Source organism: Stenotrophomonas sp. 99219_Sma (genome assembly GCF_056480785.1).
In genome coordinates, this window is sequence record NZ_CM151117.1 from 1,511,845 (window position 1) to 1,524,684 (window position 12,840).

General features: G+C 65.7%; 10 protein-coding genes. 7 read left to right on the forward strand and 3 right to left on the reverse strand.

Features of this window, described 5'->3' with window-relative positions:
• Positions 1–79: 79 nt before the first annotated feature.
• Complete coding sequence (locus ACZK13_RS06865) at positions 80–1,708, reverse strand: MASE1 domain-containing protein (RefSeq protein WP_478482386.1); 1,629 nt, start codon at positions 1,706–1,708, stop codon at positions 80–82.
• A gap of 188 nt (positions 1,709–1,896) precedes the next feature.
• On the reverse strand, positions 1,897–3,174 hold the full coding sequence (locus tag ACZK13_RS06870; RefSeq protein WP_478482387.1) for an NAD(P)/FAD-dependent oxidoreductase: 1,278 nt from the start codon (positions 3,172–3,174) through the stop codon (positions 1,897–1,899).
• A gap of 161 nt (positions 3,175–3,335) precedes the next feature.
• Here ACZK13_RS06870 and ACZK13_RS06875 point away from each other — a divergent pair, with 161 nt between their 5' ends.
• From ACZK13_RS06875 to ACZK13_RS06885, 3 genes are all read left to right on the forward strand, one after another.
• Complete coding sequence (locus ACZK13_RS06875; RefSeq protein WP_478482388.1) at positions 3,336–4,097, forward strand: gamma-glutamyl-gamma-aminobutyrate hydrolase family protein; 762 nt, start codon at positions 3,336–3,338, stop codon at positions 4,095–4,097.
• Positions 4,094–5,491 (forward strand): glutamine synthetase family protein, encoded by a 1,398-nt coding sequence (locus ACZK13_RS06880; RefSeq protein ID WP_049423285.1) that lies wholly within the window; start codon positions 4,094–4,096, stop codon positions 5,489–5,491. Before ACZK13_RS06875 ends, ACZK13_RS06880 begins: the two co-directional genes overlap by 4 nt.
• 91 nt (positions 5,492–5,582) lie before the next feature.
• Positions 5,583–6,692, forward strand: coding sequence for a polyamine ABC transporter substrate-binding protein (locus tag ACZK13_RS06885; protein WP_125893501.1), 1,110 nt, complete (start codon positions 5,583–5,585; stop codon positions 6,690–6,692).
• Positions 6,693–6,731: 39 nt separating this feature from the next.
• Here ACZK13_RS06885 and ACZK13_RS06890 read toward each other — a convergent pair whose 3' ends face one another.
• Positions 6,732–8,132: a flavin-containing monooxygenase gene (locus ACZK13_RS06890; protein WP_125893503.1), complete on the reverse strand. Its 1,401-nt coding sequence runs from the start codon at positions 8,130–8,132 to the stop codon at positions 6,732–6,734.
• 273 nt (positions 8,133–8,405) lie between these two features.
• Here ACZK13_RS06890 and ACZK13_RS06895 point away from each other — a divergent pair, with 273 nt between their 5' ends.
• From ACZK13_RS06895 to ACZK13_RS06910, 4 genes are all read left to right on the forward strand, one after another.
• Positions 8,406–9,542 (forward strand): ABC transporter ATP-binding protein, encoded by a 1,137-nt coding sequence (locus ACZK13_RS06895; RefSeq protein ID WP_180837461.1) that lies wholly within the window; start codon positions 8,406–8,408, stop codon positions 9,540–9,542.
• Positions 9,539–10,471 (forward strand): ABC transporter permease subunit, encoded by a 933-nt coding sequence (locus tag ACZK13_RS06900; protein WP_049399899.1) that lies wholly within the window; start codon positions 9,539–9,541, stop codon positions 10,469–10,471. The genes ACZK13_RS06895 and ACZK13_RS06900 overlap by 4 nt, the downstream gene beginning before the upstream one ends.
• On the forward strand, positions 10,468–11,310 hold the full coding sequence (locus tag ACZK13_RS06905) for an ABC transporter permease subunit (protein ID WP_478482389.1): 843 nt from the start codon (positions 10,468–10,470) through the stop codon (positions 11,308–11,310). Before ACZK13_RS06900 ends, ACZK13_RS06905 begins: the two co-directional genes overlap by 4 nt.
• A gap of 83 nt (positions 11,311–11,393) precedes the next feature.
• Positions 11,394–12,758, forward strand: a complete 1,365-nt coding sequence (locus tag ACZK13_RS06910) for an NAD-dependent succinate-semialdehyde dehydrogenase (RefSeq protein WP_478482390.1) — start codon at positions 11,394–11,396, stop codon at positions 12,756–12,758.
• Positions 12,759–12,840 lie beyond the last annotated feature (82 nt).

Consider the following 12,840-nt stretch of genomic DNA (forward strand, 5'->3'; position numbering starts at 1 on the left):
CCTGGAACAGGGTGGTGTGGGACATCCTGATGCCATTTCACTGTTTTGGCTCGATCCGGTCGCTTGACTGTGAAATGCACTACTGCAGCGCAGAAGGTGCCGGACAGTTGTACGGCGATGGATTGCTGGGCGTGGCCTCAAGATTGGTTCTGCGGTCGAGGAACAGAATCCTGACCCGGTTGCGATAGCAGTCAACGGTCCCGTCATAGGCGAGGGTTCGCCCGGTCAGTCGCTCGAACGCGGTCATGGTTGTCTGCTGGGAAAGGCGCCCATGCGGATCCAGTAGTGACACGACCATGAGGATTCCGCGCCTTGAGCCCATTCTGCCGCATCTCGCACGAATGCGAATTTGACCACCTTCATGCTTGAGAAGAATGGAGACCGCATCAATGAGTGTCCGGTAGGCAGCCAACTGCAGTTCCACGCTCAGGTTACAGGGGTCACCTTTCAGATCCGGGCGAAGAACGCGCTCCGTCAGCTTCCATGACTCACGGATGCCACCAGCCTGCAAGGCCACGTACAGCCCAAGGTGCTCCAAGCCCGAGGGATAGACCATGCTTGTCTGTTCGCGAAACAGCCGCGAATGGGCATTTGAGGTATGCAAAAGGCTGCTGGCCACTGCGTGATGTCCCTGGGCCATGAGCCAGTTGGCCAGTTCAACCAGCGAAGTATCGATGCCGTCGCCGAGCTTGCGAAGATGCAGGGCGCGTTCACGCAACTCCATCTCGCTGGCTAATTGCGAGCTCCTGGCAAGATGGATAGCGTCCCTTTCTCCCATCTCGCGCAGTCTGTAGCGGTGGTAGAAGTGGGTAATGCGTGACCCGAGCAGTAGCAATGCGATGCCGCTGATCGCCATGATCTGCTGAGTGATGAAGGCCGCTGGATCGAATGCGGTTGGATGGGTGTTGGGCGTGGTCAGACCGATAACCATGTTGATTGCCGGAACTGCAAGGGCAGCGCCCTTCCAGCCGTACAGGCAGGTAAGCGTGGTCGCTGGGAGTGCCAACAGCAGCAGGAACGTTGCCTTCAATGCAATCCACTCTGTGGGCAGTTGAGTCGCAGCTATCCCGATCAGCAGCATCAATGAAAGTGATGCCAGCATCGGGACTTTTCTTAGCCCGCTCCACTGCTGCTCCACGTCCTGTCGCGCCCACAGCATGGCGATGGGGGCCACCGTCAGAATGCCGATGAAGTCACCCACACTGTAGCGAGCCGCATTGGTCAGGAAGGGCGTGGATGGGGGCGTTGGCCAAAGCAGATGGGAAAAGCTCAGGTTGAGCAGAGTGATAACGACACTGGAAGCGGCGGCAACCAGCAAAAGGCCGATCGTCTGCGACTCTGCCATCAGCCGCCGTTGCAGCTTCACAATCAGCATCACCGCTGGCATGAGGAACGCGGAGGCAACGATGACCCACGTCAGGCCGTACTTCTCGATCATCGGCACACGGGATTGTGCAAAGTACGCATATTCGCCCAACAGCAGATAGGGCCAAAGGCGCGGCGGGCACAGCAGCACGGCTGCCACCCGGATGCCGGCTGGTAAATAGAACTGATCAAGCGACAACTGTCGGGTTGCCCAATAAGCAACTGCATAGATCAAGGCCAGCATCAGGCCAGCCGGACGAATGCGCACCTTCAGCAACAATCCTTCTTTCCACCAGTCCAATCGCGCGTCCCCTTCTCCTACGTGTCCCCTGTCAGCATCCATTCGCCGCGGGGCCCGGTTTTCAGGACGGTATCGGTCTGCGAACGATTATGCAATTGCGCAGCTACGCATTTAGGAAACTGAGGAACCGTCCATCACAGATGTTGCGTGAAAATCTGTGACGCGTGCTGCACGATGAGCGCTTCGATGTGTTCTTCAGAACGTTCCATACACGCGTAAATGCCGGATGTTCACCACAACGCATCCCGCAGCTTGTACCACGACATCGCCGCCACCAGCAGCGGCGTGCGCAGCAGCCGGCCACCGGGGAAGGGCGCATGCCGCAGGCGCTGGAACACGTCCAGGCGCTCGCTCTGGCCGGCAATGGCAGCGGCGATCACCTCGCCGGCCAGCCCGGCGGCGGCCACGCCATGCCCCGAGAACCCTTGCGCGAAGTACAGATTGCCGTCCAGCCGGCCCCAATGCGGGGCGCGGTTGCGGGTAATGTCCACATAACCACCCCAGACCTGGTCCAGTGCCACGTCGGCCAGCTGTGGGAACACCTGGTGCATGCGCCGTTGCATCACCCCGCGCAGGCCCGGTGGGGGCAGGGCCGAGTAGCTGGCGCGGCCGCCGAACAGCAGGCGGTGGTCGTGGCTGAGGCGGAAGTAGTCCAGAGCCCATGCGGTGTCGGCCACGGCCATGTTGTTGCCGATCAGCGCCCGGGCGCGTTCAGCACCCAGCGGTTCGCTGGCGCCGATATAGGTGCCGACCGGCATGATCCGCCGCTCCAGCACGGGCAGCAGGCCCTGCAGCCAGGCGTTGCCGGCCACCACCAGATGCGCAGCGCGCACGCTGCCCTGAGCGGTATGCAGGGAAGGCTGTGGTCCCCGCTGCACGCGGGTCACCGCGGAGTTCTCGTGGATCACCACGCCGGCGGCGCGCGCCGCGTCGGCCAACCCGCGTGCATACGCCAGCGGTTGCAGGTGCGCGCTGAGCGGGTCGAACATCGCGGCGCGGTAGCGTGGGCTGTCCAGCTGCGCGCGCAGGGCATCACGGTTCCACCATTGCATCGGGTAGTCGTAGTGGCGCTGCAGGTGCTCGCAGTTGGCCAGTAGTTCACGCTCATGCCGTTCGCGGATGGCGACGCTGGCATGGCCTTCCACCCAATGGCAGTCGATGCCGTGGCGATCGATGCGGGTGCGCATCGCCTGCACCGCGTCACGCGACCAGTCGAACAGGTGGCGTGCATCGTCGCGGCCGAGCTGGCGCTCCAGCTCGTCCACCTCGCAGCCATAGCCCACCAGCGCCTGGCCACCGTTGCGACCGGACGCGCCCCAACCGATCCGCTGCGCGTCCAGCACCACCACGCGCTGGCCACGCGTAGCCAGTTCCAGTGCTGCGGTCAGGCCGGTGTAGCCCGCGCCAAGCACTGCGACATCGGCCTGCACATTCCCCTGCAGCGAGGGAAGTGCGGGCGGCTCGGGCAAGCTGGCGGCGTACCAGCTGGGCGGGAAGGCGGCGCTCATCGCAGGCCTTGCGGGCGCAGTACGGACGGGCGGAGCGGGGGAGGGCGATCAGCGTTCACGCGCTTAGTTTCGCCGATGCGTGACGGCCATGGTGTGACGGCGACGACTTGCCGCGTTCGCCGGGCGACGGGTAACGTGTCGGCACGCCAAGGAGTTTTCCCATGCGCCGCCTGCCCTGGGTGGGCCTGCCCACCGACAGCACCGTGCTCGGCCATCACCGCTTCGCGGTGGCCGGCGAGAAGTACGTGCGCGCGCTGGCCGAGGCGGCCGAGGTGACCCCGGTTGTGTTGCCGAGCCTGCAGCCTCCTTTGCCGGCTGGCGAATGGCTGCAGGGGCTCGATGGCCTGCTGTTGACCGGCGCGGTCAGCAACATCGAACCGCAGCACTACGAGGGCGGCCGCAGCTGGCCAGGCAATCCGCACGACCCGGCCCGCGATGCCAATGCCTTCGGGCTGCTGCGCGAAGCGCTGGCGTTGGACCTGCCGGTGCTGGCGATCTGCCGCGGCTTCCAGGAGCTGAACGTCGCGCTGGGTGGCAACCTGCATCCGCAGGTGCACGCGGTGCCTGGTCTGGCCGACCATCGCGAAGACCCGCAGGCGCCGGTGGAGGTGCAGTACGGGCCGGCCCACACGGTCACCCTGGCCGCTGATGGCTGGTTGGCGCGGTGGAGCGGCAGTGACCGGACGCAGGTCAATTCGGTACACGGGCAGGGTATCGCCCGCCTGGCGCAGGGGCTCCAGGTCGAAGCCGTGGCCGATGATGGCCTGGTCGAGGCGGCACGCAGCCTGCACCATGGTTTCGTGCTCGGCGTACAGTGGCACCCGGAGTGGCGTGTCATGGATTCGCCGTTCTATCACGCTATTTTCCGTGCGTTCGGCCAAGCTTGCCGGCAGCACCAACAGAACCGACTGGATTCCCGATGAGTTCCCGAACGCGCCCGCGCAAGACGGCTACGCCCCCCGCACCGCAGGAAAGCAGTCTGCTGCGTTGGCTGAAGGAGCGGCGCATCACCGAGGTCGAGTGCCTGGTGCCGGACATCACCGGCAACGCGCGCGGCAAGATCATTCCGGCTGACAAGTTCTCGCACGACTACGGCACGCGGCTGCCCGAAGGCATCTTCGCCACCACCGTCACCGGCGAGTTCCCTGACGATTACTACGACCTGACCTCGCCGTCGGACTCGGACATGATGCTGCGCCCCGATCCGGACACGGTGCGCATGGTGCCGTGGGCGGCCGATGCCACCGCGCAGGTCATCCACGATTGCTACACCAAGAGCGGTGAGCCGCACGAGCTGGCACCGCGCAACGTGCTGCGCCGCGTGCTGGCGGCCTACGCCGAGCTGGGCCTGCGCCCGGTGGTGGCGCCGGAGCTGGAGTTCTTCCTGGTGCAGAAGAACACCGACCCGGACTTCCCGCTGCTGCCACCGGCCGGCCGCTCCGGGCGTCCGGAAACCGCGCGGCAGTCGTACTCGATCGATGCGGTCAACGAATTCGACCCGATTCTCGACCTGATGTACGACTACGCTGATGCGATGAAGCTGGACGTGGACACGCTGATCCACGAATCCGGCGCGGCACAGCTGGAGGTCAACTTCACCCATGCCGATGCGATGGACCTGGCCGACCAGGTATTCCTGTTCAAGCGCACCATGCGCGAAGCGGCGATGCGCCACGGGGTGTATGCCACGTTCCTGGCCAAGCCGATGGAAAACGAGCCGGGCAGCGCCATGCACATCCACCAGAGCCTGGTGCGGGTGAGCGATGGCAGCAATGTGTTCGCCGGTGAGACCCATGCCGAGGGCGAGTTCAGCCCGGTGTTCGGCCACTACCTGGGCGGCCTGCAGAAGTACGTGCCGCAGGCGATGGCCTTCTTTGCGCCGAACGTGAATTCCTATCGCCGGCTGGTGTTCGGCGAGGTCTCGCCGAGCAACGTGCACTGGGGCTATGACAACCGCACCTGCGGGCTGCGTGTGCCGCTGGACACGCCGGAGAACATGCGCGTGGAAAGCCGTTTCGCCGGGTCCGATGCCAACCCGTACCTGGCGATGGCGGCGACCCTGGCCTGCGGCCTGCTGGGCATCCGCGAGCGGCTGGCACCGGATGCGCCGGTGACCGGCAGCGCCAAGGAACTGGGCTACAACCTGCCGCGCTCGCTGGGCGAAGCGCTGGACGGGCTGGAGCAGTGCAGCGAGCTGCAGGCCCTGCTGGGCGAGCGCTTCTGCCGTGCCTACATCTCGGTCAAGCGCAAGGAATACGAGACCTTTTTCCGTGTCATCAGTTCGTGGGAGCGCGAGTTCCTGCTGCTGAACGTCTGAGCATCTGGAATAGAAAAATCCGCCGCCGGGGGGTAGGCTGGCACCCGTTGCCGGCCCCGCCGGCCCCCCTTCCCGCATTCTGGAGCACCCGATGAAGCTGCGTATCCTCACGCTCGGCCTGGCCTCCGCCATGCTCGCCGCCTGCAGCGGTGGCAACGGCGGCGCGCAGGACAGCCAGGTCCTGAACGTCTACAACTACAGCGATTACATCGCCGAGGACACCATCCCGACCTTCGAGAAGGAGAGCGGCATCAAGGTGACCTACGATGTGTTCGACAGTGATGAGATGGTCGAGACCAAGCTGCTGGCCGGCAACAGCGGCTACGACGTGGTGGTGCCGACCCTGAACTTCTTCGGTCGCCAGATCCAGGCCGGCGTGTTCCTGCCGCTGGACAAGAGCAAGATCCCGAACCTGGCCAACCTCGATCCGGCGGTGATGAAGCGCATCGCCACCCAGGACCCGGGCAACCAGTACGGCGTGCCGTACATGATCGGCACCACCGGCATCGGCTACAACGTGGAGATGCTGAAGCAGCGCTTCGGCGGCAGCACCGACATCGCCAACAGCTGGGACCTGGTGTTCAAGCCGGAGAACATCAGCAAGATGAAGGACTGCGGCGTGACCATCCTGGACACGCCGGCGGACATGATTCCGATCGCGCTGCATTACCTGGGCCTGGACCCGCACAGCGGCGACCCGGCCGAGCTGCAGAAGGCGGCCGACCTGCTGAAGTCGATCCGCCCTTACGTGCAGAATTTCCACTCCTCGCAGTACGTGGGTTCGCTGGCCAATGGCGGCACCTGCCTGGTGGTGGGCTGGTCGGGTGACATCATCCAGGCCCGCGACCGCGCCGAGGAAGCCAGCAATGGCGTGCACGTGGCCTACTCGATCCCGAAGGAAGGCGCCCCGCAGTGGTTCGACATGCTGGCGATCCCGAAGGACGCCAAGCATCCGGAAGCCGCGTACGCCTTCATCAATTACCTGCTGCAGCCGAAGGTTGCCGCGGCCAACACCAACTTCATCCACTACGCCAACCCGGTGCCGACCGCGACCCCGCTGGTGGATGAGGCGATCCGTACCGACCCGACCATCTACCCGCCGGCCGACGTGGCCGCGAAGATGTTCACGTACTCGATCAACACGCCGGAAACCGACAAGCTCTACACCCGGCTGTGGACCGAGGTGAAGACCGGCCGTTAAGCCGGTCTGGCGCCGCCGGGCCATGCCCGGCGGATTGCTTCATCCTTGGCCGGGCGCGGTACCGCCGCCCTGGTCAAGGTGCCGCAGGATCGCCGGCAACAGGTCACGTGCATCGCGACCGCCGTTGCACAGGAACGACGAACTCATCCGCTGCAGGTTGTGCATGCCGATGAAGAACAGCCCCGGATGCGGTGAAACGCCGAACTCGCCGAGCGGATAGCCATGTGCGTCCAGCACGCCCTGCACGTCGAGCCACGGCCATTCGGCGACGAAGCCGGTGGCCAGCACCACCGAACGGATGCCTTCCGTCCGCAGATCCAGTTCACGCGGGGCGGCGTCCGGCTCCCAATGCAGATAGACCTCGTCGGGAATGTAGCGGGCATCGTCGGTGCGCGGTTCGGGCCGCGTGGCGTAGTACGCGCTGGCCAGCGAATCGAGATAGGCATATTCGGTCCGTGTCGCCTCGATCGCGGTGCGCAGCTGCGGGCGCACATCGGCGAAGCGGGCGACGTTTCCATCGAAGCCCTGCAACCGACCCAGCAGCCTGATGCCTGCGCGGTGCATCGCCAGCAGGCTGATCGAGCTGCCCAGGCCGGCACGCCCCTTGCCGGAAATCAGCGGGAATTCGGCGGTACGGGCCTTGCGCAGCGCATCCGGTTCTCCGGCCAGGACGGCGGCCGCTTCACTCACATGCTGGTGGATACGCCCGGCCATGTCCCACCAGGTCATCGAGTCCTTGCCGCGCAGCCGGCGGGTATGCGAATGCCGCTGGGCCAGTGACCAGTGCACGCTGCGACCGCTGTCGCGCAGGTCCTGGGCGATCTGCGCGCCGGACTGGCCGCCACCGATGACCAGCACGCCGCCGTCGGGCAGCTGGCGGGGGCTGCGGTAGTCGCCGGAGTGCAGCACCGTCAGACCCCGCGCGGGCGCGAACGGGACCCGGGGCATCCGCGCGCGCCGGTACTCGCCGGTGGCGACCACAACCGCCCCAGCGCGGATCAATCCGTGGCTGGTTTCGATGGCATAGCCGCCCGATTCGGGCGTGACCCGCTGAACCGCACAACCTTCGCTGATCGGCAACGAACGTTCGTCGGCATAGTCGCGCAGCCGCCGGATCACCTCGGGGGCCCCCATGAAACCTTCCGGGTCGTCACCCGCATAGGCATGGCCGTGCAGGGCCATCGTCGCGTTGGCGGTGTTGGTCTGGAACGAATCCCAGCGCCGCTGCCAGCTGGCGCCCACGGTTTCGGCCTCCAGCACGCGATGCTCGACGCCGGCTTCCTGCAGGAGCGCGCTGAGGGACAGCCCGGCCTGGCCGGCGCCGATGATGACCAGCGGCAGCGTTGCAGGCAGGGAGCCCGGCATGCGGGGCGGGAAAGGGGAGGGGCGGTCCGGGGAAGTCACCAGGATGGGTCCATGCAGGGGCTTGATCCGGGCCATTGCGCGGGGAATGCCCCGGGCCTTCAACAGATCCGGTTCTGAAAAACGTTGCAGATCGAGGCGTCGCCTGTGGTGTCTGGCCGGGACGACCGCAGGGGCGTCCAGGGGAGCCCGGGCCTTTGCGCGGACAGGCCACCATGGCGGGGGAAAACCGACACTCCCAGGGCCCCCGGGGCTGGCCAGCGGCCGCTTCCGCCTGCCGCCGTCATATCCCCTGGGCCCCCCGGCCGTTAGAATGGCGGCCGCTGTCCACCGCCCGCTCCCGGAGCCCCCATGCCCGTTGAAGCCCAGCCGGTAGCCACCGTCGTCGACACGACCGGTGCGCCCGGCTATCTCTCCATTCGTGACCTGCGCAAGGAATTCGACGGTTTCGTCGCCGTCGACGACGTCAACCTGGACGTGCGCAAGGGCGAGATCTTTGCCCTGCTCGGTGGCTCCGGCAGTGGCAAATCGACCCTGCTGCGCTGCCTCGGCGGCTTTGAGACGCCTACCAAGGGCAGCATCACCCTCGATGGCCAGCGCCTGGACGCGCTGCCGCCGTACCAGCGGCCGGTCAACATGATGTTCCAGTCCTACGCCCTGTTCCCGCACATGACGGTCGAGCAGAACATCGCCTTCGGCCTGAAGCAGGATGGCCTGGGTAAGGACGCGATCAACAAGCGCGTCGGCGAGATGCTGGACCTGGTGCAGATGGGGCACCTGGGCAAGCGCAAGCCGCATCAGCTGTCCGGCGGCCAGCAGCAGCGCGTGGCACTGGCGCGGTCGCTGGCCAAAGGGCCGAAGCTGCTGTTGCTGGACGAGCCGATGGGCGCGCTGGACAAGAAACTGCGCTCGCAGATGCAGCTGGAACTGGTCAGCATCATCGAATCGTCGGGTGTGACCTGCGTGATGGTCACCCACGATCAGGAAGAAGCGATGACCATGGCCACCCGCATCGCGGTGATGGATGCCGGCTGGATCCAGCAGGTCGGCAAGCCGGACGAGGTCTACGAGCAGCCGGCCAACCGCTTCGTCGCCGAGTTCATCGGTTCGGTCAACCTGTTCGACGGGGTGATCGACGAGGACCTTCCCGAGTACGTGACCGTGCGCTCGCCGCTGTTCCCGGCGCCGATCTACATCGCCCATGGCATCACCGGCTATGAAGGGCAGCCGGTCGCGTTCGCGCTTCGCCCGGAAAAGGTGATGATCGGCAAGGACGAGCCGGAAGGGCACACCAACAAGGCACAGGGCGTGATCGAGGACATTGCCTATTTCGGCAGCCACTCGGTGTACCACGTGCGCCTGCCCAGCGGTGCCAAGGTGCTGGCCAACTTCGCCAACTCGCAGCGCTGGGCCAGTGATGGCCTCACCTGGGGCGACGAGGTGTGGGTGCACTGGCGCGACAACGACGGCGTGGTGCTGACCTCATGAGCGTCGCCGGCCTGAAGCGCTGGTTGCCGGGGCTGCGTGCCACGGTGATCGGCATTCCGTATCTGTGGCTGCTGCTGTTCTTCGCAGTGCCGTTCCTGATCGTGCTGATGATCAGCTTCTCGCTCAGCCGGGTCGGCTCGCCGCCGTACACCTGGCTGCTGCAGTACGCCGATGGCGGCTTCTCGCTGAAGCTGAACCTGGAAAACTACCTGGCGCTGTTCCGCGATTCGATCTATGCGCAGGCGTTCCTGAGCTCGATCAAGATCGCGGCGATCTCGACCTTCCTGACCCTGCTGATCGGCTACCCGATGGCCTATGCCATCGCCCGCCTGTCGCCCGCCGCACGCAACGTGGCAATGATGCTGGTGGTGCTGCCGTCGTGGACCTCGTTCCTGATCCGCGTGTATGCATGGAAGGCGATCCTGGACCGCAACGGCCTGCTCGACCAGTTCCTGCAGTTCACCGGCCTGCAGACGCTGATGACGTCGATGGGCCTGCCGAAACTGCAGCTGATCGACACCCCGACCGCCGCCTATATCGGCATCGTCTACTGCTATCTGCCGTTCATGGTGCTGCCGCTGTACGCCAATCTGGTCAAGCATGACCACCGCCTGCTGGAAGCCGCCTACGACCTTGGTGCCAAGCCGTGGCAGGCGTTCCTGCGCATCACCCTGCCGTTGTCCAAGGCGGGCATCATCGCCGGCTGCATGCTGGTGATGATTCCGGCCATTGGTGAATTCGTGATCCCGGAAATGCTGGGTGGCTCGGAGACGCTGATGGTGGGCCGCCAGCTGTGGAACGAGTTCTTCAACAACCGCAACTGGCCGGGCGCCTCGGCGATGGCGGTGGCGATGATCCTGTTGCTGCTGGTGCCGATCCTGCTGTTCAACCGTTCCCAGCAGCGCCTGCTGGAAGGGAAGCAGGCATGAGTCCGCGTAGCGCAAAGGGCCTGGGGCTGGGCGTGCTGCTGCTCGGCTTCGCCTTCCTGTACCTGCCGATCCTGCTGTTGATGTTCTATTCGTTCAACAGCTCGCGGCTGGCGATGGTCTGGGCCGGGTTCTCCACCCGTGCCTACAGCGACCTGTTCGCCGACCGCGCGCTGATGGATGCGATGTGGACCAGCCTGGTGGTGGCGTTCTGGGCCGCTTGTACCGCCACCGTGCTGGGCACGCTGGCGGCGATGGTGATGACGCGCTTCAAGCGCTTCCGTGGCAAGCCGCTGTTCGGCGCGCTGGTCACCGCGCCGCTGGTGATGCCGGATGTGATCCTGGGCTTCTCGTTGATGGCGCTGCTGGCCTCGATGGGCGCGATTCCCGGCTTCCCGGCGCGCGGCCTGACCACCATCTGGATCGCCCATGTCACCTTCACCCTGTGCTTCGTCACCGTGGTGGTGTCCTCGCGGCTGCAGGAAATGGACCTGTCGCTGGAAGAGGCGGCGATGGACCTGGGCGCCAGCCGGTTGACTGTGTTCGGCCGCATCACCCTGCCGATCATCGCACCGGCGCTGGTGGCGGGCTGGCTGCTGGCGTTCACTCTGTCGCTGGATGACGTGGTGGTGGCCAGCTTCGTCGCCACGCCGGGCTCGACCACGCTGCCGATGAAGGTGTTCGCCTCGGTGCGCATGGGCATCAGCCCGAAGATCAACGCACTGGCCACCCTGCTGGTGTCGGCGGTGTCGATCGCCGCGGTGATCGGCTGGTACATCAACGCCCGCGCCGAGAAACGGCGCCAGCGCGACCTGCAGCTGGCGCGGCAGGAAAACGGCTGAGCACACGGTTTGTCGACAGCGTCGGCAACATCCGGCTCACGGCCGGCGGCGCACAATGGGGGTCTTCCAGATGGAGATCCCCCATGACCGTCGAGATTGTCGACCCGGCCACCGGCCAGGTGACCTACCGCCATGAACTGATGGGTGCTGCCGACATCGAGCAGCGCCTGCAGGCTGCTGCCGATGCCTTCCCCGGCTGGGCCGAGCGCTCGCTGCAGGAGCGGGGGGCGATCCTCAAGCAGATCGCTGGCCAACTGCGTGCGCGCCGCGATGATCTGCAGCAGGCGATGACCCACGAGATGGGCAAGCTCAAGGCGGAGGCGCTGGCCGAGGTCGACAAGTGCGCGGCGACCTGCGAGTTCTACGCCGACCACGCCGCTGATTACCTCAAGCCGCAGCTGATCGACACCGAAGCACAGCGCAGCTATGTGCGCTACGAGCCGATCGGCTGCGTGTTCGCGGTGATGCCATGGAATTTCCCGATCTGGCAGGTGTTCCGTTTCCTCGCGCCAGCCTTCATGGCTGGCAACGTGGCCCTGCTCAAGCACGCCAGCAACGTGCCGCAGTGCGCCGACCTGATCCTGGCGGTGTGCCGTGACGGCGGCCTGCCTGATGGCGTGTTCGACGTGCTGCACATCGACAACGACCAGGCGGCCGAGGTGCTGCGCGACGCACGGGTGAAGGCGGTGACGCTGACCGGCAGCGAGCGGGCAGGGCGCTCGATCGCATCCAACGCGGGCAGCCAGCTGAAGAAGTCGGTGATGGAGCTGGGTGGCAGCGATGCCTTCGTGGTGCTCGACGATGCCGACCTCGACAAGACCGTGGCGGCGGCGGTGAAGTCGCGCTTCGACAACAGCGGGCAGACCTGCATCGCGGCCAAGCGCTTCATCGTGGTCGAGGCGGTGGCCGATGAGTTCACCCGGCGCTTCGTGGAAGCCGCGGGCGAGCGCCAGTACGGTGATCCGGACGAGCGCGGTACCACGCTGGCGCCGATGGCCCGTGCCGATCTGCGTGACGAACTGCACAAGCAGGTGCAGGCCAGCGTGGCCAAGGGCGCGCGGGTACTGCTGGGTGGTGAGCCGATTGCGGGTACACATGCCGGCTATCCGGCCACCGTGCTCGATCAGGTCGGCCCGGGCATGCCGGCCTATGACGAGGAGCTGTTCGGGCCGGTGGCTGCGGTGATCCGTGTCGCTGACGAGGCCGAGGCACTGCGCGTGGCCAACGACACCCGCTTCGGCCTGGGCGGCAGCGTGTGGACGCGCGATCCGGTGCGCGGCGAACGTTTCGCGCAGCGCATGGAATGCGGTGCCGCGTTCGTCAACGCCATCGTCAAGAGCGACGCGCGGCTTCCGTTCGGCGGCAGCAAACAGTCCGGTTTCGGCCGGGAGCTGGCCGACCACGGCATCCATGAGTTCATGAACATCAAGACCGTCTACGTGGCTTGATGCCGCTGCTTCTGTAGAGTCGAGCCATGCTCGACTGCGCTTCGCTCGATTCTACGGAATGCGTCGTATAGCAAGTCGAGCA